This window comes from Mycolicibacterium agri (assembly GCF_002553505.1).
GTDB classification, from domain to species: Bacteria; Actinomycetota; Actinomycetes; order Mycobacteriales; family Mycobacteriaceae; genus Mycobacterium; species Mycobacterium agri.
The window spans coordinates 1-21,376 of sequence record NZ_PDCP01000088.1 but is presented as its reverse complement, the minus strand read 5'-3'; the positions used below and the strand labels follow the sequence as shown (position 1 = coordinate 21,376).

Genomic DNA, 21,376 nt, shown 5'->3' with positions numbered 1-21,376 from the left:
TCCTCGTCGTACCTCTTCGCCATGATGCGAACAACCTTCCCTCGAAAGAAGGTGTGCATCAAACCCGGGGTGGTTCAAGGGCCTTGCCCCCATGTAGTGGACACGGGATTTGTGGTTAGGCAGCTTCGGGCAGCGTAGCCGGTGTCAGGGTCCTTTCGTAGGTGGCGGGGCTGGAATGACGGCAGTGGGAGTGCCGGCGTTTGGTGTTGTAGCGGGCCAGCCATCGGAAGACCTCCCGGCGGCAGGTCGCCGCGTCCGGCCAGCAGGCATGGTCTTGCAGAATCTCGCGTTTGAGGGCGGCGTTGAACGATTCGGCCAACGCGTTGTCGGCACTTGACCCCACACCACCCATCGACTGGGTGACTCCCAATTAACGGCAGAGCCTCGCGAAATCCCTTGAGGTGTAATGACTTCCGTGATCTGCATGGAATATTGCACCGGCCACGCCGCCCCGCAGCGCGGGCGGCGGCTTTGAGCGCATCTTCGACCAGTTCGGTGCGCATGTGCTCGGCGATCGCCCACCCGGCGACCCGCCGTGAACAGCAGTCGATCACCGTCGCCAGGTACAGATTGCCGCCGCTCGCCAACGGCAAGTAGGTGATGTCCCCGACGTACTTGACGTTGATCGCCGGCGCGGTGAAATCCCGCTTCAACAGGTCGGGGACCTTCTGGTTGGCCGGATCCGGCACGGTGGTCTTGACCCGGCGCCGGCGGCGGTAGCCGACGATCCCGGCGCCGCGCATCACCCGGGCCACCCGCTTGTGGTTGACCCGCTCGCTATCGGGCACACCGTCGTTGAGCTCGGCGGTGATCCGCGGCGCCCCGTAGGTGTTGTCCTCGTCGTGCACCCCACTTATCCGCTCGGCCAGTACCTGGTCAGCGGCCTGGCGGGCGGCTCGGCCGGCAGCACCGGCCAACCATGCGTAGAACGACGACCGCGCGATCGACATGACCGCGCACAGCCACTTCACCTCGAAGGCGTGCCGGTGGTCGGCGACGAACTGGAAGCGGCTCACCAGTTCGTCTCCCCGGCGAAATACTTGGCCGCCGACCGCAGAATGTCGCGCTCAGTGCTCAGCCGGGTCTTGTCCGCACGCAACTGACTGACCTCGGCACGCAGCCGGGCCAGCTCCTGCTCGGGGTTCTCCACACCCGGGCTGGTCGTCACCGGCGACGAGGGCCTGCGGTGCCGGATCGGCACACCGGCAGCCTTTGCACCACGCCGACAACGTCGCCTCGCTGACACCGAGCTCCGCGGCGATCACCGTGATCGTCGCATCCTCGGTGTCCCGGTACAGCGCGACCGCGTCACGCTTGAACTCATCGGGATAATTTTCCTTGCCATCGCGTTGGATCATCTCGCTTCCCCCAGAACATTCCTGGGATTGAGCGTGTCCAACACACGGGGTCAAGTCCCCACGTCGTTCCTCAATCGGGGGCGATTCATCTGAATCGGCAGCCTTGCACCGACGACGCCGGGTCTTGGCGGTGTTTGATAACAGTTTTGGCCATTCCCGGCATTACGCCGGCTGCCGCGCCCGGATGGGCGTCGGCGACCGATATGCGTCGCTATCCGTGTGGCAGCGCTGCGCTTTCGAGTGCTGCCCGCGCCGTTGTGTCTGCGGCCACGAACCGTCGCGGTGGTGTGGTGTGGTGTTGCCACACCGCGGCGGCGAGCGCGCGTACGAGCGACAACCCGTCGATGGCAATCCGATGGTCGGCGGCGGTGATCGTCGCGGTGTCGTGATCGAGGTCGATGTGCCACGCCGGGTCGCCGGCTATGCGTAACGATGCGCTGGGCGTCGTCAGCGCTTGCAAGTTGTGGGCGAGATAGGTGGGCCGCGCGGCTGGTGGGGCGGTGAGGACGTCGAGTGGTGTGCTGACCCCGGTGAGCACCAGCATGCTGGGCAAGCCGGCGGCGTTGGCGCCGGCGATGTCGGTGTCGAGCCGGTCGCCGATGACCAATGGGGCACAGAACGCGCCGCGGGACGTGGCGGCCTGGATCATCGCCGATCCGGGTTTGCCGGCTACTTGTGGTTGTGCGTCGGTCGCGGCGCGTAGCGCGGCGACCATCGACCCGTTTCCGGGCACCAGTCCACGGTCGGTGGGAAAGGTGGCATCGAGGTTGGTCGCCACCCACAGCGCGCCGTCGCGGATGGCCAGCGCCGCTTCGGCGAGGTCCTGCCAGCCGGTGGTGGGCGAGTGACCTTGCACGACCGCGACCGGCGCCTCGGCATAGTGTCGTACGGGTCGCAGCCCCACCGTGCTGATTTCCTCCGCTAGGGCGTCGGTACCCACGATGAGGACGCGGTCCCGCGGCGCCAGTCGTGACACCAGTAGCCGCGCTGCGCTTTGTGCGCTGGTCACGATGTCACCTGCGGTGGCGGCGACCCCCAACGATTGCAGCTGAAGGGCGACCTCCGATGGCCGGCGGGATGCGTTGTTGGTCAGGAAAATGGTGCGTACGGAGGTTCGCAGGAGGGCTTGCGCCGCGCCGGGGGTGGGTTGTTTGCCGCGGTACACGGTTCCGTCGAGGTCGAGCAGTAAGGCGTCGTGTTCGTCGGCTATCGCCGCTTGATCGTGTGCAGGTCTGACGAGGCGAGGATCGTCGGCGGGTGCCCGCGTATGAGGTGGCGGAAATGACGACAAGGGATCGGGCCGATCTATTGTCACTGCCGCCCGATCAGGGGGCCGGTCAAGCCGGGGTCGAATCGGGCGCGGGTTCGTACCGACGCGGATGCGGCGTCGACGATCATGATGGCGTCGGATTCGCTTCCCTTGGGGATCTCGATGGCCGCGCTGTCGGGGTCGGACCGGTGGGCCATCAGCCAGTCAAAGAGCAGCCAGTCCAGTGCACACGCGAGCGCGAACGGGTCAACGTCGGTGGTGGTGGCTTGCACGCACGTGCGTAGCAGGTCGCGGTGTTCTTGGCGGGCGGCGTTCTTGTTGACTCCGGAGCTGTCGAACAGCATCATCGACAGGGTCAGCGGGTGGCGTTGTCCTGCTTCGGTTTTGAGCACCCACCGCCCACCCATCCAGGGTTTATCCTGGTCGACGAGCTGCAGCTGACCGAAGCCAGAGACCACGCCTTCCGGCGGGGCTGGGTCAAGTTGGTCGTCGAGGGGCGCTTGGCCGAGCAGGCCTAGGGGTTCGCGGGCCCGGATGGACAGCAGCGCCGCGGTGCCGATGATCTTGCCGGCTCGCAGATCGGGGACCGTCGAGATCAGTTCGGTTCCGAGCGCGTATTCGCGGCACAGGATGTCGAGCGTGCGGTGCAAGGTCAGCAGGTCGTCGCGTTCGGTGGGATCGGGTCGGCGGCCACCACCGAGGAGTTCCCCGAACTGGGCGGCGGCGATGATCATCGCGTCGTCGAGTGCCTCCAAGTGGGTGGCCAGCAGCCGTTCGGGTTCATCGTCGGTGAGCATCAGCTCCGGCAGTGAGGTGGGCTCGCCGGTGGGGGTGGCCCAGTGGAAGCCGATCTGGCCGTCGGCTTGCACGATGCGTGGTCTCATGTTGTCTGGTCGGCGAGCCGTCGGTTGGTTGCGTGAAGCTGGTGTTCGGTGCTGTGCGTGAGCGCCGCAGCCTGTTCTGGGGTGAGTTTGCCGCACACGCGGCCCCAGTGCACGGCCACAATGTCGCCGTCGGCGATGTCGGCCGAGCTGTTGCCCGCGGTGAGGCGGGCTTCGACGCGTTGGGTCGACGGCGGAGTCAACGACAGTGCGGCGCCGTCCCAGTGCAGCGCCTGACGCCATACGATCGCGGTGATGCCGTCGGTGGACAGCACGGTGCCCCAGGTGATTCGGCAGTTGTCCAGCACCGACAGGGGATGTTCGTCCATGCCTTTCCCCAGCAGACGTGACCACGGGTACACCCCGAACACGTGGAAGCAGTGGTTGGGGGCGGCTTCGTCGGCAAGTCGCGACGTTAGGTGATGCCAGTAGTGGCCGGCTTGCGGGCCGATCACGGCCAGCAACTGCGTGGTGAACTCGCGCGGATCAAGCCGCGCGCCGATGCCGCCGCCGAGCCAATATGATTCGACGATGCGCTCGTCGAGCGGATCGTCGATGCCCGTCATCTGTGAGAGCACTTGCAGATACGGCCAGGCGCCGGTGAACTGCCTTGCGGCCGTTTCGATCTCGCGTCGCGAGCCGTTCGCCAAAGCTGTCGACCCGGCGGGGCCGCAGTAACCGAGTTGGTTCGGCGCGTAGGCGTAGCGGGCGAACATGTGCGCGCCGCGGGTGTGTGTCACATCGGCGGCGGTCATGTCGGTGCGCCCTGCCCGATCAGTGTGGCGGCGTCACGGTGCAGCCTGCCGAAGTTGTAGTAGGCCGCACACGCCCCTTCCGGTGACACCATGCAGGTGCCGATCGGCGTTTCGGGCGTGCATGCGGTGCCGAAAACCTTGCACTCCCATGGTTTGAGCACACCTTTGAGGACTTCGCCGCACTGACAGGCTTTCGGGTCGGCGACGCGCACGCCGGGCAGTGCGAATCGCTGCTCGGCGTCGAACTCGGCCAGTTCGTCGCGCAGTTTCAGCGCGCTTTGGGAGATGAATCCCAGTCCGCGCCACTCGAAGTGCGGACGCAACGCAAACACCCGCGCCATCAACGCCAGCGCCGCCGCATTGCCGTCTTCGTTGACCACACGCGAGTACTGGTTTTCCACCTCGCAACGCCCTTCGCGAAGCTGACGCAGCAGCATCGCGACCGAGGCCAAAATATCCAGCGGCTCGAAACCCGCGACCACCAACGGTTTTCCGTACACGGCGGGAACGAACCGGTAGGGGCGGTTGCCGACGACGGTGGACACGTGGCCGGGCCCGAGAAACCCCGATAGCCTCAGATCGGGCGATTCCAGTATCGCCTTGATGGGCGGCACGATGGTGACGTGGTTGCAGAAGACGCTGAAATTCGCGACCCCGAGTTCACTGGCGCGCACCAGCGTGACCGCGGTGGATGGAGCGGTGGTCTCGAAGCCGATCGCGAAGAACACGACCTGTTTGGCCGGGTTGTCCGTGGCGATCTTGAGCGCGTCAAGGGGTGAGTAGACGAATCGGACGTCCGCGCCGCGCGCTTTGGCGTCCAGCAGGCTGCCGTTGGAGCCCGGAACCCGCATCATGTCGCCGAAGCAGGTGAAGATGACGTCGGGTTGCTCGGACAGCCAGATCGCATCGTCGACCCGGCCCATGGGGATGACACATACGGGGCAGCCTGGACCGTGCACCAGCTCCACGTTGTCGGGTAGCAGGTGCTCGATGCCGTGTCGGTAGATGGTGTGGGTGTGGCCGCCGCACACTTCCATGAACTTGAGGCGCTCACCGGTGTCGAACTGCGCTGCGAGCGTGTCGATGGCACCGAGGAGCTTTCGCGCGGCGGCGGGATCGCGGAATTCGTCGACGAATCGCATGGGTCATGTACTCCGATCGATTTAGAGGATCACCGACGAGTCGAGGGCTTGGATCTCGTCGGTATAGGCGTCGCCGAGTTTCTGCACGGCGGCCAGGGTCAGTAGCGCTTCGGTTTCGTCGATTTTGGCCATGGCGAATCCGACGTGAACCAGAACCCAGTCATCCGGCGCGGGCGGGTCGTTCTCGAGCAGCCGGATGCTGATCACACGCCGGACGCCGCTGACGTCGACTTTCGCCAAAAAGTTTGCCGGGTCGGTGATTTCGATGATCCGTCCGGGAATTCCGAGGCACATTCGAGGGTGCTCCTTTCTCAGCAGATTCGTGGCAGCGGGTCGCCGACGAGTTTGTCGAGGATGCGCGTGCCACCAAATCCGGTGCGTACGACGACAGTTGCGGCTGGTTCTGCGGCGATGTCGCCGATAATCGCGGCGTCGCTGCCCAACGAGTGCTGCTGCAGTGCGGCCAGCGCCGCGTCGGCCTGGTCGGGTGGCACGACGGCAACGAACTTGCCCTCGTTGGCGACGTAGAGCGGGTCGATGCCCAGCATCTCGCAGGCGCCGGCGACGTCGGCGCGCACCGGCAGGCACTGTTCGTCGAGTGCCACCGCGACGTCGGCGTCGTGGGCCAGTTCGTTGCAGATGGTGCCGACGCCGCCGCGGGTGGGGTCGCGCAACCATCGGGTGTCCGGGGCGGCGGCCAACAGCACGTCGACCAGTCCGTTGACGGGGGCGGTATCGGAGACGATGTCTGCCTCGATCGCCAGGTCGCCGCGGGCCAGCATGACCGCCATTCCGTGATCGCCGATCGTGCCCGACACCAGGACCTTGTCGCGCGGACGCACCGATGTCGGCGACAATGACCGATCAGGCGGGATGAGACCCACCCCGGCGGTCGTGATGAAGATGCCGTCGGCGGCTCCCTTGGGCACGACCTTAGTGTCCCCGGTGACGATGTGGATGCCCGCGGCGGCCGCCGCGTCGGCCATGTCGGCGACGATTCCTTGCAGCACCTCGATGGGCAGACCCTCTTCCAGCACGAATGCTGCGGTCAGCCAGGACGGTACCGCGCCTGTCATGGCGAGGTCGTTGACCGTGCCGTGCACCGCGAGGTGCCCGATCGATCCGCCGGGGAACCGCAGTGGCTGCACGACGAACGAGTCGGTCGAGATGGCCATCCGTTGACCGGTGGGCAGCGTGATCTCCGCACCGTCACCCAGCGATTCCAGGTAGGGGTTGCGGAACGCTTCGACGAACACCGCATCCACCAGCGCTGCGGATGCCTTTCCGCCGGCGCCGTGGGCGAGCGTGACGACGCTGTCGCGCAGGCGGGGTCGCCTCTTGCGGAAGACCTCGATGCGTTCGATCACCTCGCCTTCGGCGAAGTTGGGACCGGATGCGAGGTATTGCTGTGCGTGATCGTTCATCGTTGTTCCCCCTCCGCCTGCGCGGTCGCCCATAGCTGGTATCCGAGGAGGGCTTGGGCTTCCTGGATGCGGTGCACACTTTGTGATTCGACCGTGAAACAGACGTCGACGTCGGGATTGGCGGCGAACGCGCCGCCGTCGTATCCGGCGAATCCGATGGTGTACATCCCCCGAGTATGCGCTTCGTGGAGCGCGGCGAGCAGGTCGGCGGAGTTGCCGCTGGTCGACATCGCGATGGCGATGTCGGCTGAGGTGGCTCGGGCGATGAGCTGGCGAGCGAAGACCAGGTCGAAGCCGACGTCGTTTCCCAGCGCGGTGAGGACGGCCTGGTCGGCGGTCAGTGACCAGGCAGGCAGCGGCTGGCCGCTGGGCGGCCTGGTGAACAGTGCGGCCAGGGTGGCCGCATCGGTGGAGCTGCCGCCGTTGCCGAAGGTGAACAGTCGGCCGCCGGCCGCGAAGCGACGGGCCATTTCGACGCCGGCCGCGACCACCAGCGTTTCGCATGCCTGCAGGGTCGCGCGCCGTAGCGACGCGCTTTCGGCTGCCTTGGCTTCAGCGGACGCGCTCAGGTCGACCAAGAGCGACTCGGCGTCAGATTCCTGCTCTTCGATGAAGGGATAGAGGAAGTCGGTTGCCTCGGCGAGTCGATCGGTCCCGCGTGGGTGCTGAGTCACGGTTGTCGCTCCTCGCCGATCCTGGCGATGGCCATGCCTGCATGCACGAGCACCAGATCTCCAGGGGCATGAGGTTCGGTCAGGACAGTCGACACGGTCTCGGTGCCGGTGGCCGTACGCACGCGGGCCGTCCCGTCCCCGGCGGGACGAACGACCTCGCCCAGTCGGCCCTCGTCGCTGCAGGTGATACACACCTCGTCGGTGCACTGTGACACTATGGGAGTCAGCAGTCCGGGATGTTCGAAACACACGTGGGTCAGTTCCCACAGCAGGTGATAGATCAGGACGAACTGCCCGGTCGCGGGAGTCCTCGGGTCGGGGTTCTCCAGCCAGAGCACATGATCGGCCGTGCCGTCCTGCGGGCGTCCGCCGTTACCGATCCATATCGTGGTCACCCCCCAGGCTGGTGCGCGGCGCATGATCGCGTCGACGTCTTTGTCGTCGGCGTCGGCGACCGCGATCACGACGTCGCCGGCGCGCACGGACACCCGCGCATTGCTCACCAGGTCGGTGTCGGTGAGCGCGACCGCGGGAAGGGCCCTTTTGCCGACGATCACCGGGTGCACGAACTCCACCGCGATGTGCTGGGCGTGCGGGGACCAGCGGGGAGCGATGCACCACATCGTGGCGCCGGCCGAAAACCGTTGTGCCAGCGCCATTGCCGCGCGGGCAAGGTCGCAGGCCAGGCCGCGGTCGATCAGCGGGTCGGTGGCAGTAGTCGTCATGGCGCCGCCTGCGCGTCGCCGAACACGCCATATTCGGCCATGGTGGCCAGGGTGATCATCGCCGACTCTTCGTCGATCCGGCTCAGCGCGAACCCGGCGTGGGCGATGGTGTATTCACCGACCTGCAAGTCCGGCAGATAGGCCAGACAGAGCGTCTTCACGTCGCCGGGAAACTGAACCCGTGCCAGCCGCGCACCGCTGGGTTCGTCCCAGATCTCGGTGATGCGGCCCGGAATACCCAAGCACATCGTCTAATCCTTCCATTCCGTGTCGTCCTGGTCGCCATTCCTGCGCTCCTCGAGGGCTGTCAGGAGCGCCACGGCCGCCTGGCCGAGCGCGAGACCGCCGTCGTTGGGCGGAACGATCTGATGGGTGAGCACCGTGAAGCCAGCGTCATGTAGTAGGCGGCGGCATTCGGTGGCCAGCAGCACATTCTGGAACACGCCGCCGCTGAGCCCCGCCAGCCGGATCGGACCGGCCGCCTGGCACACCGCTTCTGTGACCGCCGCGGCCACAGCCAGGTGGAATCCGGCGGCCAATTCCGCGGGCCCGACGCCGTCGCGCAGCGCAGCGACCATTGCCGTCAGCATCGGCGCTGGGTCCAGCGTTCCGTCGGGTGTGACCGCGATCCGCAGCGGTGTGGCGCTGCCGGAATTCCAGGCGGTCGCTGCGAGGACTTCGAGTTCGATGGCTGCCTGGCCTTCGTAGTCGATGCGGTGGCGCACATCCAGGATCGAGGCGACCGCGTCGAAGAGCCGGCCCATGCTGGTGCATGGCACACTCGCGCTTGCGGCCTCGAATTGTGAACGCAGCAACCGCTTTTCCCGACTGCTGGCGGCCGCCACCGGTGCGAGGTCGGTGTCCCAGGCGATCCCGGCCGCCCATAGGTGGGCCAGGGCCATCCGCCACGGGTTGCGCACCGCAGCGTCGCCGCCGGCCATCGGGACGGCCGCGAGGTGGCCCACCCGGGTGAAGCGGTGGCTGTCGATGCCCAGGCGCAGGATTTCTCCGCCCCAGACGGCGGCGTCACAGCCGTAGCCGGTGCCGTCGAACGCGACGCCGATGATCGGTTCGCCCAATCGGGCGTGCTCGGCCAGCAGTGACACCACGTGGGCGTGATGGTGCTGCACGAGATCCAGCGGGCGCGCCCCGGCGTGACGTTCGGCCCAGCTTCTGGTGAGGTAGGCGGGGTGTAGGTCGGCTGCCAGCCGCTGCGGCGCCGGCCGAATTTCGCAGAGTTGATGGACCGCCGCGCTGAATGCCTTCAGGGTCGCCGCGCTGCCCATGTCTCCGATGTGTGCGGACATGAAGGCGCGGCGCCCGTCGAACAGGCAGAACGTGTTTTTCAGCTCGCCCCCGACGGCCAGCACAGAGGGGCCGTCGCGGCCGAGGTCGACTGGCAGCGGTGCGTAGCCGCGGGAGCGGCGGATAGGCAGCTGGCGACCGTCGATGATCCGCACCACGGAGTCGTCGCACGGGACGTGGATCGGCCGGTCGTGGTCGAGCACAGCGTCGGCCAGCTCGGGAAGCCACCGCACCGCGTCGTCGTCGGTGTAGCACAGCGGCTCACCCGAGCGGTTGGCGCTGGTCAAGACCAGTGCCTCGGGCGGGTCGGCCGCCGATCCCGGCACCGGGCTCAGCAGCAGGTGGTGGATCGGTGAGTACGGCAGCAACACACCGATCCACGGGTTGGCCGGTGCAACGTGTGCGGACACCGGCGCATCGGCGCGGCGGCGCAGCAGCACGATCGGGCGGGCCGGCGAGGTCAGCACCGCAGCATCGGCGTCGGTGATCTCGGCATAGCGATGTGCCACCTGCAGGTCGCGTACCAGCACCGCGAAGGGCTTTGCGCCGCGCGCTTTGCGGTCGCGCAGCGAAAGCACCGCTTCGTCGTCGGCGGCTGTGCAGGCCAGGTGGTAGCCACCGATGCCCTTGACCGCGACGACACGGCCCGCGGCCAGCGCGTGCTGGGCGGCCGCGAGCGCGGCGTCGGCGCCCGTCGCTGTCTGGGTCCTGCTGTGGAACGACAGGGTCGGCCCGCAGTCCGGGCAGGCGATCGGCTGGGCGTGGAATCGCCGGTCGCGCGGGTCGCGGTACTCCTGAGCGCAGGCGCGGCACATCGGGAAACCCGACATCGTGGTGCTCGGCCGGTCATACGGCAGCCCGCGGATGATGGTGAAGCGCGGCCCGCAGTTCGTACACGTGATGAATGGATGGCGGTAGCGGCGGTCGCTGGGGTCGAACAGCTCGGCCAGGCAGTCGCCGCACACGGCGATGTCGGGTGGTATCGCGGTCGCGCCGGCACCGGCGGTGCGGCTGTCGGCGATGTCAAACCCGTTGTCGCCGTGGGGATCTGCGGGCAGCTCGGTCGCGGCGATCGTGGCGATCGACGCAAGCGGGGGAGCGTCTGCCTGAAGGCGGCGAACGAACTCGTCGAGTTGGTCGACGCCGCCCTGGATTTCGATGAACACGGCGGCCGTATCGTTGCCGACGAAACCCGACAGGCCCAGTTGTGTGGCGATGCGGTGCACGAAGGGCCGAAAACCGACGCCCTGCACCACGCCGGTCACGGTCACGCGTCGGCGGCACTGTTCGGTCACCAGCGTGTCGACCGCGGTCACGATCGCCGCCACAGCACGACTCTGTTGTTGCCGGAATCGGCCACCGCCAGCAGATCACCGGACAAGCAGATCCCGTACGGCCAGCACAGGGTGTCGCGCCCGACCGCACTCCAGCGGTTCTCGCCGTTGGCCGAGAAGGTGGGCTGGGCCAACACGGCGTCGGCGCCCCGTCCGTCGGCGGGCACCCCGTCCCACAACAGGACGCGGTTGTTGGCGGTGTCGGCGACGGCGAGAATCTGTGCGCCGCTATCGCTTTGGTCCAGCGCAACGCAGTAGGGGAAGCGGAACCGGTCTGCTTGTTGGGGTGCGTAGGGCCATTCCTGGGCGATGGCGAAGTCGGGTTGGCCCAGCAGCAGGTCGGCGGGCCGGTCGTTAGCAGGGTGTGGAGACCAGCCCAGCACCCGGTGGTCGCCGGCGTCGGCGACCAGCAGCAGGTCGCGGTGTCCGGCCAGCGAATGGGGCCAGCGGAAGCTGGAAGCATTGACCGCGCTGCCGCGATTCTCCTCGCGATGGGTGGCGTCGGGTTGGCCCAGGACGATGTCGGCGGGCTGGCCGGGTTCCGGGATGCCGTCGTCCCAGCCCAATACGCGCCGGTTGCCGGTATCGGTGATCCAGAATCTCGAGCCGATGAGTGCGATTCCGAACGGCCAGTAGAGGCTGCCCGCGGAGCAGTCGCCGCCGGCGTTGGGTTCGACCGTGGTGCGGTCGGGTTGTCCCAGGACGAAGTCAGGTGGCGTGTCGCTGGCTTCAGGGATGGTGTCCCAGACCAGGATGCGGTGATGCCAGGCGTCGGCGACCAGCAGCCGGCCGTGGTGAATCAGCACGCCGGTGGGCAGGTTCATTCCGTTGTCCGGCCCGCGATCGCCACCGGAACGTGCTTCGGTGGTGCCGTCGGGTTGGCCGAGCACGACGTCGGCGGGTTGTTCGTCGTCGACGGGGACGCCGTGCCAGATGAGTACCCGATGGTTGCCCGAGTCGGCGACGACGAGATGGTCGTCGTTGACGAAAACCCCGCGAGGGGAGTACATCCAGGCCATCGTGGGGGTCGCGGCGGGCAGGGCCAGTCCGCCGGGTGCCGGGGCGCCGAGCCAGACGTGAGGGCTCCAGCCCCCCGTCAGGTCAGCGCCGGCGGACTCGGTCGGCGGCGGGGCGCTGCCCGGTCGGGTGAGTCGGACGGTGAGCTGCCGGCTCATGTGCCGACCCGGATCCACACCTTGCCGTTGTCGACGCGCAGGGGCAGCTGTTCGAGTTGTGCGGCGGGAGCGCTGAGGCATTCGCCGGAAGCGGCGTCGTAGCAGAAACCGTGCCAGGGACACGTCAGGGTGCCGTTGGCGACGTCGAGCACAGCGTTGTCCAGCGGCAGCGCTTCGTGGGCGCACTCGTTGACGTAGGCGCTGAACTCGCCGCCGATCTTCACCACAATCACGTTTGTGCTCTCGCCGGTGTCCGCGCCGGTCAGGCTCAGCGCTGTGATGTCGTTGTCCCCCAGCTGTTCTACGGCGGCAGCCTCCGTCCACCCCTCCTCACGGGTGAGACGCTGTTGGTCGAACAGCGACTCGGTCGGTATCAGCGTGGCGGTGGGCTCGTTGGGAAGCACCTCGACCCCGGTGACCGATGCGACGCCTTCGACGAGCGCCTTCTCGACGAGGTTGCGCAGCGTGACCGAGGACATCGAGCAGCCGTTGCACGCTCCCTGCAGTCGGACATATGCGGTGCCGTCGTCGATCCGGACCAGGCTGACGTCGCCGCCGTGGCCCTGCAACTGGGGTCGCACCGAACGCAGCACGGTGTTTGCCTCGGTCATCGGGTCGGGACGCACGATGCCGTGCAGCGACAACAGCAGATGTACGACCGGATCGTCAACGAGGTCGAAGAGCACTGCGCGCGCGGCCTCGTCGGCGCGTAACCCCCGGACCATGGTGACCAGACCGGCCCGGTGGATGGCTTCGATGGCGTTCTTGAGTTCCTCGGCCACCGCGCGGCTGGGCGCGTCGAGGCCGTCGAGTGCGGTGACCGCGTCGTCGACGCGCTTGGCGAGGTCCTCGAAAGCCGGCTCATCCTGCGATACCGACGCCGGCGCCGGGGTGGCATCAGAAACCGTTGTGGACATCCGGATCTCCTTGGTGGCCGTTGGTCGCGCTTTTCGAAAGCGCGGATTCGCGGGCGATTTCGTCGAGGACGCCGCGCACCGTACGCATCGAGTCGTGGTCTTGGAGCTCCTCGAACAGGAAACGCGCTTCGTAGAGCTTGGCTTTGGCCTGGTCGAACATGCCCAGGTGGGCCAGGACGTTGCCTTGGTTGGCCAGCACTCTGGCCCGCCCGACGGGATCGGTGTCGCGGTCGCGGGTTTCGAGGACCGCCTCGTAGAGTTCGACGGCTTCCACGAGGTTGTCGGCCTGGTGCCGCGACGGTGTGTAGACCAGGGAGTTGGCCAGGTTGAGCTGGGTGGCCGCCCATTCGCGGGGGTGATCTTCGCGGGTGTAGACGGTCAGCGCGGCCCGCAAAGACTGAGCAGCCACGCCGAGGCGCAACTGGCCGGACGCTTCGACCATCGGCATGGTCAGATACGCGGCACCCAGCCCGGCATGCGCGGCGGCCCAGACCAGTGGCGCGTCAGCGCACTGGACCAGCTGCAACACCGAATGATAGTGCGGTACGACTTGGGCGAGCAGTTCGGGCTGGGCGGCTGCCTGTTCGTGGAGCAGCCCGGCTAGGCACAGATGTATCTCGGCACGTGCCAGGGGCAGCCCGTCGGCACCGTCGAGTGCCTTCAGCGCCTGGGTGAAGCGGGTGGCCGCGCTCGGGTCGTCGATGTCGCGGCAGATCGCGCCGGCACCGCTGCGCAGGATGCCGGTCAGTGCCGCCGACGCGTCGGCGGCGCGCTCACTGGCCGCGTCGAGCAGTTGCAGCGCGCTAGCCGTGTCGTCGGTGGCCAGCGCGGCGCTGGCCTGGGCCGACAGGGCGACCGCGGCCAGCTCGAAATCCGCGCCCGATGGATCGGGCGGAGTGTCGGTGCGGCCCGTCGCGTACAGCACCAGGTCCACCAGGACGGCGAACTCTCCGAGCTCGGCCCGCAGCGCGTGCGGATCGTCTCCATCGGGGTCGAGCACGAAGCGGTTGTAGCGCGCAACCGGATCAGGGTCGGTGCCCAGCGATTCGATGGCGGCAGTTCGCTCTCCGTTCAGCACATGGTGGTGCGCCTTCATCGCGTGCGGCCAGTGCGCCGGCAGCTGACCGGCGAGCATCGCGGCGCGCGCCTCTTCGGTGTCGTCACCGGCCGGTATCAGCATGTAGCCCAACGGCAACGGGAAGGCGCCCACCGGCTGGGGCCGCACGGCTAGGGTGCCGTGTGAGTCCTTACCCGTGGGGCGGGATGAGGGTGTGGTCAGGGCGTCAGCCATTGAGTGGTCCTCGCAGGTCGCGTTCGGCGGCTCTCTTGATGAGGCCCGCCGATATTTCGGCGTGGCGTTTCGTCGGATGGGTGTCGATGCGTTTGCGGACTACGCCGTCGGCGAACACGACGACGATGTCGACGGCCCACCGGCCGCGGTCCTCGACGATGTAGGTGTCCACGGCCAGCGCCTCCTCGGCAGAGCTGTCGCTGCGGGGCCTGGTGCGGGGTTTCATTTCGGCGTCGTCGGTCACGATCATCACGCTATCGGCTCCAGTGAGATTCGCAGCGCGCCGTGTTCGTCGTCCCAGTAGGCGCGGCGCGCACCGGTGGGGACGAGGTCGCGGAGGATCTCGCGCACCAGCACGGCGCGATCCCCGGCGGGGTTGCGCTGTTTGAGCAGCAGGCCGCCGCTGCGCGGGCCGCGCAGCGGCAGCAGCCACAGCTCGTCGTCGCGCACCGCCCCGACTGCGACGTCGGCGGGGAATCGCGCCGCGGCCAGCTGCGCGGACAGCCGCAGATAGCCGTCGTCGGTGAAGTCCACGGTGACACGCCCGGACGTGGTGGGGTCTTCGGGTCTGAGCGGCGAGAGGTAGGCGTCCTCGATGATTGCGATTACGGCTTCCATGGCGGCTGTGACCGATTCGGACAGGTCGGTGCCCAGGGCGACGTTCTCGGCCTCGACGAGGAAGACGGTGATGTCGGTGGGGCAGGCGTCGGCCAATGCCCACCGGGCGAACGCGATGGCGTGGTCCCAACGAAACGAGTGCGTATGCAAACCCTGCAGCGGCGGCAGTTCGGCCAGCTCATCGCCGGGCACCCGGTAGATGGTGCCCGGCGACGCGCCGGTGGCCGATGCGTCGACGATCACGACGCGTTGGGCGCCGCGCATCTGGAACGCGACGTCCATGCCCGCAGTCCCGCCGTCGACGAGGCGCGCACCCTCGGGCACACCGCGTTCCCACAGGTGGCGAATCAGGACAGGACCCACGCCGTCGTCGCCGCGCAGCAGGTTGCCGCATCCGACGATCAGGACCGCACAACCCGGCGGCTCGAGATCACTCTCGGTGCGGCCGGGTTGTGCCGGGTTGTCTGTCGAGCGTGACGTGATGATCACACCATTCCGTTGATGACGAACTTCGACAGCTCGCGTCCGGTCTTGCCGTCATAGGCGTGCACCGTGCACACCAGGCAGGAGTCGAAGCTGCGCGCCACGTGACCCAGCTCGACGGGATCCTCCGGATCGACGATGGGCGAGCCCACCAGTGCCTGTTCGATCGGACCCAGTACCTCGGCACCGTCGCGCGGGCCGATGTTCCACGCGGTCGGCGTGATCACCTGGTAGTTCTTGATCTTGCTGTCTTCGATGACGATCCAGTCCGACAGTGCGCCGCGGGCCGCCTCGGTGGACCCGAAACCTTTACCCTCGGCGTGCTCGATGGGCTTGGAGTAGAAGCTCTCCTTGAGATCGAGCTGATCGAGCCACTGGCGCGCCCACCGGTAGTACTTCGGCGCCTCGTGCATCCGGGCGAGCTGACGCACGAACACGCTGGGCCCGATCTTGTTGTACATGTCGACGAACAGCGGGTCGTTGTCCTGGTGCGCGGCGGCGTTCGGACCGCCGGCCGCCATCCGGCGTGCCAGCGGGCCGGCTTCCAGCGGGATGGTCCCGAGCCCAGGTATGTCGTAGCGCGGCGACTTGGCCCAGCTGTACTTACCCTGCTTGCGGCCCTCCTCGGGATCGACGGGGATGGTTTCGCCGTCGAACGGGTGCAGTGGAGTGCTGCCCTGGTAGAACGAGTGCGTCACGTCCTCGCGCACCCGGGCCTGATCGAACTCGTGCCATTTACCTTGGGCGAAGATCCCGGAGCGACCGATCACGGCGGCGTTGCGCCCCTCGATCGTCGGGTTCTCGTAGAGCGACGGCTCGAAGTACGTTCCCGTCGAGATGTAGTTGCCCACGCCGCGGCCGTACTTGTCCAGCCCGACGTCCAGGCAGAACCGGATGAAAAAGCCGCAGTCGCTGTTGTATTGCGACTCGTTCTCGTCAACCCAGGCGAGCACGTCGTCCCAGGTCTTGTTCTCCAGCCAGCGGTCCACCGAGCCGCCCAGCCACTGCTTTTCCAGCCAGTTGTCCTTCCAGTGCTCCAGGATGGAGATCGATCTGGTGACGTCGGACAGGGTGGGCGCGCACATGACACCGCCGGGCACCATGAAGCTCGAGTGCGGCCACTGTCCGCCGAAGATCGCATACATCTCAACGGGTTTGGCGGAGTAGACCACGCCCGGCTGGTAGCTGGTGCCGACATAGGGGGCGAAGCGGCGCACCGACTCGGCGTACAGCGGCGATTTGGCGTAGTTCTTGTTGGTGAGGTCGATCGCGAACAGCGCATAGAAGTAACGCGGGATCGACTGCAGCGTCTCGGCGGCCTGACAGATGTTGCGCACCAATGTCGCGTTGGGCGGCATGTGGGTACGCCACGCGGTGTCCAGAGCATACGCCGACTTGTAGAGGTGGCTGCCGCCGCAGATCCCACAGATGCGGGGACACACGATGAGGCCGGCCTGCGGGTCCTTGCCCTGCAGGATGATCTCGAAGCCGCGGAACATCGCGGCCTCGGTCCATGCGGAGGTGACGACGCCGTCCTCGATGGTCACCCGCACGTCGAGATCGCCCTCGACGCGGCCCAGGGGACTGACGAACAAATCCAGTGCGGTCATTTTCGATGAATTCCTTTCGGGAAGTGTAGAAGTCGTGCGCTTCGAATCGGGTCAGACGACGAACATGTCTTCCTTGGACCATTGCGGCGCCGCGATGCGTGCGGCCGCCGCGTGGGCCATGTAGGTGAGGTGGTCGCTGCCCTCCGGGACTTCCTTGGGGATCATGCCGCTGACCTTCTGCGTCTTGAACACGGTGCCGGGGGCGAGATCGAAATGGGGGAACTCCGGTTCGGTGCAGCCCAGGCACGGCATGCCGGCGCGGGTCTTGGACGACTGGCGGTTCCACAGGATCCGGTTGCACGGCGAGTGGGTCATCGGGCCCCGGCAGCCGAACTCGTAGAACAGGCATCCCGTCCTGGTGCCCTCACCGAACGACAGCGTCGACTGCTTGTATTCGAAGAATTGCACTCGGGTACAACCGGTTTGGGTGAACGTCTTGAAGAACGTCTCAGGGCGGTGCAGGTCGTCGAGGGCGATGTCACCCGCCCGGCCGGTGGCCAGCGCGACGATGATCTGGGTGATCCAGTCGGGATGCGCCGGGCAGCCGGGCACGTTGATCACCGGCAGGCCCATCTTCGAGCGGAAGTCCGGGCCGAGGAAGCCGCCCTTGCTTCGCTTGTGGAACTGCAGACCGGTCGAGGCCGACGGGTTGGGCTCGGTGGCGGGAATGCCACCCCAGCAGGCGCAGTCCCCGATGGCGACAACGATTTGCGCGGCGGCGGCCAGGTCGGTCACCCAGTCCTTCATCGGCCGGTCGGCGAACATGTCCATGCGCCCCGTGCCGTTGGGTGCCTCGATGACGGAGCCCTCGAAGACGAAGATGTCCAAGGGACGTTCGCCTTTGGCGCAGTCCCAGAACACTTTCTGGGCGTTGTCGCCCAGTTCCAGGCCGAGCGAGGGATGCCAGAGCAGATCCAGCCCGAAGTCGACGATCAGATCGACGACGTTGGGCTCTTCTGCGTTGAGGAACGACATGGTGTTGCCACTACACGCTCCCCCTTGAAACCAAAGCACTGATGCCATGATTCTCCTCCTAATCCACCTGCGTCAGTACGCCGTCAGCAGGCACTGCGTGGGCTGTTGAATAGTTGGGACAAGGAATCAGCGCGCGGAATGGCGCGGACCGCGTTCGGCGTCACGCGGTGGTTCTTGGGCGAGCCGCTTACCGAAGGCTCGGGCGACATGGATCATGAAGCCCAAACCCCGTGATACATCGGGATCTTTCGTCACGCGCATGAGCGCGAAGACGCCTTTGGGACCGCGCGGGTCGGCCTCGGAGGCGGCTTTGCCTTCCAGGACCGCGTCTCCCACATCGGCGAGTAGGTGGGCGGTCTGTGCGTCGGTCAGTGGGGAGCGCAGCAGCTTGTTGATGCTCGGTGCGGCGTCGGTGAACGCCGACGCCAGACTCGCGACGCTGCTCTGCAGACCGGCGACGTCGACGTCGGGCAGCAGCGAGCGACCGGCGAATGATCCACCGGCAGCTTTGAATTCCTCGATGAACGACAGGAGAGAATCGCCGATCACCTCCCCGCGCTGAATGAAGCCGTCGAGCGCCTCGATCAGCGTGGCCAGCAGATCGGCGTGGTCGAGAATCGTCGACAGCGACGACACGATCCGCGGATCATCGAGTCGCTGAAGTAGATCGTCGCCCGCAGACGGCACGGTAAAGGGGTCGGAATCGGACAGTGCGCTGAGTGAGACCTGGGCCGTCACGCAATCCTCCTTGGCCGGTGTGGGGCTGAACACAATCGGTGGGCCGGAATGTCGGCGATCACAGACGGTACAGCCTTCGGCGAGCAAAGGCCTATCACTTTCACGCAATCACTGTCAGAATTGCGCAGACCTGTCCGCGCCGACGCGAACAAGAGCACAGGAGACTTGACCGATGGCAGCGAAGACTTTAGCGAATGGTCAACTGGTACATGGCTTCTGGTACATGGCTTGTGTGCGGGGTGGCGGCCCTGATGTCACGGTTGACGAGACTTGGCTTCATCGACGCGCGTCGCACCGGCGACCCAGTCCGGCGCAAGGTCCGCCCGCGCGGCGTCCCGCCCGCGCTGGCCGACTCGGAGATCTTCTACACCGAGAACGTTCGTCAAGCGTCGGCGATGATTGCGCGTGCATTGGCGCCGACTCGAATCACCCTGGACCGCAACGATTCCAGCCGATTCGCGGCAAGCATGTATGGTGTGCGCCTGCGAAACATCAGCATGCTGTACCTGGACCTCACCGTAGCCGCCACCGTTGAGGTCCCCGCCGCTGGAAAGTACTTCGCCGTCCACATGCCGATGAGTGGCCGCGCCGAATGCCACTACGACAGCCACGTGTTCGAGGCCAACCCCGTCCGAGCATTGGTCACCAGTCCCGGAAAGTCGTTGACGATGAAGCTCGACGACGCCTCACCACAGTTACTGTTCCGCATCGAGGAGGGCGCCCTGGTCGACTATCTGATCCGGCTGCGCGGCCGGCGACTCGACGGGCCGCTGGCTTTTCATCCCGAGTTCGACCTGTCCACCGAGGCCGCGATGCGCTGGCATGCCGCCGTGCAACTGCTGCACACCGAGGTCTACCACAGCGGCTCGGGGTGCAGCACGGCCAGGGCATCGGTGGAATCGAGGAGCTACTGATGAACAGCCTGCTGCACCTACAGCCCTCCAACTACCACGGCGATTTCGTCCGCCCCTCCGAGCGTGCGACACTTCGGGTGGTTCGCGACGCCATCGAGTACATCGACGCACACTTGGCCGAGCCCCTGACCATGAAAACGATTGCCAACAACATCCACATGAGTATTCGGTCTATTCAGCAGGGGTTCCGCACGCAGCTCGGTGTCACCCCGATCGCCTACGTGCGAGAGCGCCGCCTGGTACGCGTCCACGACGAGCTTGCCGACGCGCTGCCCAGTGACGGCGCCAAGGTCACCGCTATCGCGACCCGCTGGGGCTTCGCCCACCTCGGTAGCTTCGCGGCCGAGTACCGCAAACGGTGGGGCGAGAGTCCGTCAGAAACCTTGCGGCGCTAGGTCGGTGCCGATGTATGGTGCTCGCTTGAGGTCAGGAGGGCCGCGTGCATGAACTGTCAATCTGTCGAGCGATCATCGGCATCGTGACCGACCACGCCGGCCACGGTGCGGTGCGCTCTGTCAACGTTCGCGTCGGCGCGATGCGCCAGATCGTCCCCGACACACTGGTGTACTGCTGGTCATTGGTGACCGAGGGCTCTGAATTGCGCGGCGCGCAGCTGTGTGTCGAACAGGTGCCAGCGACCATACGGTGCCGGGTCTGCGGCCAGGAGCACGTGCTCGACGCCCCGATCATGCTGTGCCCGGCCTGCGACAGCGCAGACGTGACGCTGGTGTCCGGCGACGAATTCCTCGTAACTTCACTGGAACTCGAAGAGGTGTGACAGATGGGCCGCTTCCACCGCCACGACGGTGATCACGACCATGAGCATGAGCATGAGCATGAGCATGATCACGATCACGACCACGGGCACGATCATGATCATCCCCGTGTCGACACGGCGCCCACAGCCGCTCACGGCGATCACTCGGGCTATGCCACCGAATCCGACCGGGTCGTCGTGCTCGAGCGCATCTTCGCAGAAAACGATCAGACGGCCGCGGCGAACCGAGGAGACTTCGACCACGCCGCCGTGACGGCGATCAACCTGATGTCCTCACCCGGTGCGGGCAAGACCATGCTGCTGCGTGAGACGCTGCTGCGGCTGCGGTCGCGGCTACGGATAGGCATCGTGGAGGGCGACATCGAAACCAGTATCGATGCCGACCGCCTCGACGGCCTGGGAGCCGCGGTGGCGTTGATCAACACCTCCAACGGGTTCGGCGGCGAGTGCCACCTCGATGCACCGATGGTGCGCTCGGCACTGGGCCGGCTGCCGCTTGCCGAACTCGACATCGTGGTCATTGAAAACGTCGGGAACCTGGTGTGTCCAGCGGAGTTCGAGGTCGGCGAGCATGCCAGGGTGATGGTGTACTCGGTGACCGAAGGCGAGGAGAAGCCGCTGAAGTACCCGGTGATGTTCCGCTCGGCCGATCTGGTGCTGGTCAACAAGGTCGATCTGATTCCCCATCTGGACTTCGATCTGGACACCTTCTACGACAACCTGCGCGCGGTGAACCCGGACGCGGTCACGATCGAGATCAGCGCCCGCACCGGTGTAGGGCTCACACAATGGTGCCAATGGCTATGCGACCGCCACGAGCAGAACCGCGCAGCCACCGTCACGTCGTGACAGCCGAGAGTAAGCCGCTGGCCCACCCCCTCGACCACCCTCCTTGGGGATGGCTGTCGCCCACCGGTCGCCCATCGTGGACGCATGCTTGCCGACCACACCACGCTGGTGCAGTTCCTCATCGAGGAGCGCCGCCGCCACCCCGGTGCTTCCGGTGACC

Annotated in this window: 22 protein-coding genes and 1 pseudogene; 4 read left to right on the top strand and 19 right to left on the bottom strand. The window is 66.6% G+C overall.

Annotated elements, in window-relative coordinates:
• Positions 1 to 115: 115 nt before the first annotated feature.
• The 19 genes and pseudogenes from CQY20_RS28540 to CQY20_RS28450 all read right to left on the bottom strand — a co-directional run bounded on the left by CQY20_RS28540 (position 116) and on the right by CQY20_RS28450 (position 18,675).
• Positions 116 to 1,358, bottom strand: a pseudogene (locus tag CQY20_RS28540) (IS3 family transposase).
• A 211-nt stretch (positions 1,359 to 1,569) separates the two neighbouring features.
• Positions 1,570 to 2,673 (bottom strand): HAD-IIA family hydrolase, encoded by a 1,104-nt coding sequence (locus tag CQY20_RS28535; RefSeq protein ID WP_371871126.1) that lies wholly within the window; start codon positions 2,671 to 2,673, stop codon positions 1,570 to 1,572.
• Positions 2,670 to 3,512 (bottom strand): hypothetical protein, encoded by an 843-nt coding sequence (locus CQY20_RS28530; RefSeq protein WP_097943879.1) that lies wholly within the window; start codon positions 3,510 to 3,512, stop codon positions 2,670 to 2,672. The genes CQY20_RS28535 and CQY20_RS28530 overlap by 4 nt, the downstream gene beginning before the upstream one ends.
• Positions 3,509 to 4,264: a DUF6390 family protein gene (locus CQY20_RS28525; RefSeq protein WP_097943877.1), complete on the bottom strand. Its 756-nt coding sequence runs from the start codon at positions 4,262 to 4,264 to the stop codon at positions 3,509 to 3,511. Before CQY20_RS28525 ends, CQY20_RS28530 begins: the two co-directional genes overlap by 4 nt.
• Positions 4,261 to 5,406 carry a hydrogenase formation protein HypD gene (hypD, locus tag CQY20_RS28520; protein ID WP_097943876.1) on the bottom strand — a complete coding sequence of 382 codons (1,146 nt, stop codon included), beginning with the start codon at positions 5,404 to 5,406 and terminating at the stop codon, positions 4,261 to 4,263. Before hypD ends, CQY20_RS28525 begins: the two co-directional genes overlap by 4 nt.
• Positions 5,407 to 5,427: 21 nt before the next feature.
• Positions 5,428 to 5,700 (bottom strand): HypC/HybG/HupF family hydrogenase formation chaperone, encoded by a 273-nt coding sequence (locus tag CQY20_RS28515; protein ID WP_097943874.1) that lies wholly within the window; start codon positions 5,698 to 5,700, stop codon positions 5,428 to 5,430.
• A 17-nt stretch (positions 5,701 to 5,717) separates the two neighbouring features.
• Entirely contained in the window at positions 5,718 to 6,830 is a 1,113-nt protein-coding gene (gene hypE / locus CQY20_RS28510) for a hydrogenase expression/formation protein HypE (protein ID WP_097943872.1), read from the bottom strand.
• Positions 6,827 to 7,504 carry a D-sedoheptulose-7-phosphate isomerase gene (locus tag CQY20_RS28505; RefSeq protein WP_097943870.1) on the bottom strand — a complete coding sequence of 226 codons (678 nt, stop codon included), beginning with the start codon at positions 7,502 to 7,504 and terminating at the stop codon, positions 6,827 to 6,829. Before CQY20_RS28505 ends, hypE begins: the two co-directional genes overlap by 4 nt.
• Positions 7,501 to 8,229 (bottom strand): HypC/HybG/HupF family hydrogenase formation chaperone, encoded by a 729-nt coding sequence (locus CQY20_RS28500; protein ID WP_097943868.1) that lies wholly within the window; start codon positions 8,227 to 8,229, stop codon positions 7,501 to 7,503. Before CQY20_RS28500 ends, CQY20_RS28505 begins: the two co-directional genes overlap by 4 nt.
• Complete coding sequence (locus CQY20_RS28495; protein WP_097943866.1) at positions 8,226 to 8,477, bottom strand: HypC/HybG/HupF family hydrogenase formation chaperone; 252 nt, start codon at positions 8,475 to 8,477, stop codon at positions 8,226 to 8,228. Before CQY20_RS28495 ends, CQY20_RS28500 begins: the two co-directional genes overlap by 4 nt.
• A gap of 3 nt (positions 8,478 to 8,480) precedes the next feature.
• The gene (hypF, locus tag CQY20_RS28490; protein ID WP_097943864.1) at positions 8,481 to 10,862 is read right to left on the bottom strand and encodes a carbamoyltransferase HypF; all 2,382 of its coding nucleotides are present in this window, start codon (positions 10,860 to 10,862) and stop codon (positions 8,481 to 8,483) included.
• On the bottom strand, positions 10,847 to 12,043 hold the full coding sequence (locus CQY20_RS28485) for an NHL repeat-containing protein (protein ID WP_097943862.1): 1,197 nt from the start codon (positions 12,041 to 12,043) through the stop codon (positions 10,847 to 10,849). Before CQY20_RS28485 ends, hypF begins: the two co-directional genes overlap by 16 nt.
• Positions 12,040 to 12,960: a NifU family protein gene (locus CQY20_RS28480; protein WP_097943860.1), complete on the bottom strand. Its 921-nt coding sequence runs from the start codon at positions 12,958 to 12,960 to the stop codon at positions 12,040 to 12,042. The genes CQY20_RS28485 and CQY20_RS28480 overlap by 4 nt, the downstream gene beginning before the upstream one ends.
• Complete coding sequence (locus CQY20_RS28475) at positions 12,941 to 14,251, bottom strand: hypothetical protein (protein WP_097943858.1); 1,311 nt, start codon at positions 14,249 to 14,251, stop codon at positions 12,941 to 12,943. The genes CQY20_RS28480 and CQY20_RS28475 overlap by 20 nt, the downstream gene beginning before the upstream one ends.
• Positions 14,244 to 14,501 (bottom strand): hypothetical protein, encoded by a 258-nt coding sequence (locus CQY20_RS28470; RefSeq protein WP_097943885.1) that lies wholly within the window; start codon positions 14,499 to 14,501, stop codon positions 14,244 to 14,246. Before CQY20_RS28470 ends, CQY20_RS28475 begins: the two co-directional genes overlap by 8 nt.
• Positions 14,501 to 15,271 carry a hydrogenase maturation protease gene (locus CQY20_RS28465; protein ID WP_097943883.1) on the bottom strand — a complete coding sequence of 257 codons (771 nt, stop codon included), beginning with the start codon at positions 15,269 to 15,271 and terminating at the stop codon, positions 14,501 to 14,503. Before CQY20_RS28465 ends, CQY20_RS28470 begins: the two co-directional genes overlap by 1 nt.
• Before the next feature lie 83 nt (positions 15,272 to 15,354).
• The gene (locus tag CQY20_RS28460) at positions 15,355 to 16,962 is read right to left on the bottom strand and encodes a nickel-dependent hydrogenase large subunit (RefSeq protein WP_097943856.1); all 1,608 of its coding nucleotides are present in this window, start codon (positions 16,960 to 16,962) and stop codon (positions 15,355 to 15,357) included.
• Between the two features lie 51 nt (positions 16,963 to 17,013).
• Entirely contained in the window at positions 17,014 to 17,985 is a 972-nt protein-coding gene (locus CQY20_RS28455) for an NADH-quinone oxidoreductase subunit B family protein (RefSeq protein WP_097943854.1), read from the bottom strand.
• Between the two features lie 78 nt (positions 17,986 to 18,063).
• Entirely contained in the window at positions 18,064 to 18,675 is a 612-nt protein-coding gene (locus tag CQY20_RS28450; protein ID WP_097943881.1) for a helical membrane plugin domain-containing protein, read from the bottom strand.
• Between the two features lie 194 nt (positions 18,676 to 18,869).
• Between CQY20_RS28450 and CQY20_RS35720 the strand changes: the two genes are divergently transcribed.
• Genes CQY20_RS35720 through hypB form a run of 4 tightly spaced genes read left to right on the top strand, consistent with a single transcriptional unit; the run spans position 18,870 to position 21,216 of the window.
• Entirely contained in the window at positions 18,870 to 19,589 is a 720-nt protein-coding gene (locus CQY20_RS35720) for a cupin domain-containing protein (RefSeq protein ID WP_234816456.1), read from the top strand.
• Positions 19,589 to 19,984 (top strand): helix-turn-helix transcriptional regulator, encoded by a 396-nt coding sequence (locus tag CQY20_RS35715; RefSeq protein WP_234816455.1) that lies wholly within the window; start codon positions 19,589 to 19,591, stop codon positions 19,982 to 19,984. Before CQY20_RS35720 ends, CQY20_RS35715 begins: the two co-directional genes overlap by 1 nt.
• 44 nt (positions 19,985 to 20,028) lie before the next feature.
• Positions 20,029 to 20,367 carry a hydrogenase maturation nickel metallochaperone HypA/HybF gene (locus CQY20_RS28440; protein WP_097943852.1) on the top strand — a complete coding sequence of 113 codons (339 nt, stop codon included), beginning with the start codon at positions 20,029 to 20,031 and terminating at the stop codon, positions 20,365 to 20,367.
• Positions 20,368 to 20,370: 3 nt separating this feature from the next.
• The gene (gene hypB, locus CQY20_RS28435; protein WP_097943850.1) at positions 20,371 to 21,216 is read left to right on the top strand and encodes a hydrogenase nickel incorporation protein HypB; all 846 of its coding nucleotides are present in this window, start codon (positions 20,371 to 20,373) and stop codon (positions 21,214 to 21,216) included.
• Positions 21,217 to 21,376: the final 160 nt, after the last annotated feature.

Excerpts from the sequence above, each read along its gene's own strand:
- CQY20_RS28530 (WP_097943879.1), bottom strand. The coding sequence starts at position 3,512 with ATGAGACCACGCATCGTGCAAGCCGACGGCCAGATCGGCTTCCACTGG.
- CQY20_RS28525 (WP_097943877.1), bottom strand. The coding sequence starts at position 4,264 with ATGACCGCCGCCGATGTGACACACACCCGCGGCGCGCACATGTTCGCC.
- hypD (WP_097943876.1), bottom strand. The coding sequence starts at position 5,406 with ATGCGATTCGTCGACGAATTCCGCGATCCCGCCGCCGCGCGAAAGCTC.
- CQY20_RS28515 (WP_097943874.1), bottom strand. The coding sequence starts at position 5,700 with ATGTGCCTCGGAATTCCCGGACGGATCATCGAAATCACCGACCCGGCA.
- hypE (WP_097943872.1), bottom strand. The coding sequence starts at position 6,830 with ATGAACGATCACGCACAGCAATACCTCGCATCCGGTCCCAACTTCGCC.
- CQY20_RS28500 (WP_097943868.1), bottom strand. The coding sequence starts at position 8,229 with ATGACGACTACTGCCACCGACCCGCTGATCGACCGCGGCCTGGCCTGC.
- CQY20_RS28495 (WP_097943866.1), bottom strand. The coding sequence starts at position 8,477 with ATGTGCTTGGGTATTCCGGGCCGCATCACCGAGATCTGGGACGAACCC.
- CQY20_RS28485 (WP_097943862.1), bottom strand. The coding sequence starts at position 12,043 with ATGAGCCGGCAGCTCACCGTCCGACTCACCCGACCGGGCAGCGCCCCG.
- CQY20_RS28480 (WP_097943860.1), bottom strand. The coding sequence starts at position 12,960 with ATGTCCACAACGGTTTCTGATGCCACCCCGGCGCCGGCGTCGGTATCG.
- CQY20_RS28475 (WP_097943858.1), bottom strand. The coding sequence starts at position 14,251 with ATGGCTGACGCCCTGACCACACCCTCATCCCGCCCCACGGGTAAGGAC.
- CQY20_RS28470 (WP_097943885.1), bottom strand. The coding sequence starts at position 14,501 with ATGATCGTGACCGACGACGCCGAAATGAAACCCCGCACCAGGCCCCGC.
- CQY20_RS28460 (WP_097943856.1), bottom strand. The coding sequence starts at position 16,962 with ATGACCGCACTGGATTTGTTCGTCAGTCCCCTGGGCCGCGTCGAGGGC.
- CQY20_RS28455 (WP_097943854.1), bottom strand. The coding sequence starts at position 17,985 with ATGGCATCAGTGCTTTGGTTTCAAGGGGGAGCGTGTAGTGGCAACACC.
- CQY20_RS35720 (WP_234816456.1), top strand. The coding sequence starts at position 18,870 with ATGGTCAACTGGTACATGGCTTCTGGTACATGGCTTGTGTGCGGGGTG.
- CQY20_RS35715 (WP_234816455.1), top strand. The coding sequence starts at position 19,589 with ATGAACAGCCTGCTGCACCTACAGCCCTCCAACTACCACGGCGATTTC.
- hypB (WP_097943850.1), top strand. The coding sequence starts at position 20,371 with ATGGGCCGCTTCCACCGCCACGACGGTGATCACGACCATGAGCATGAG.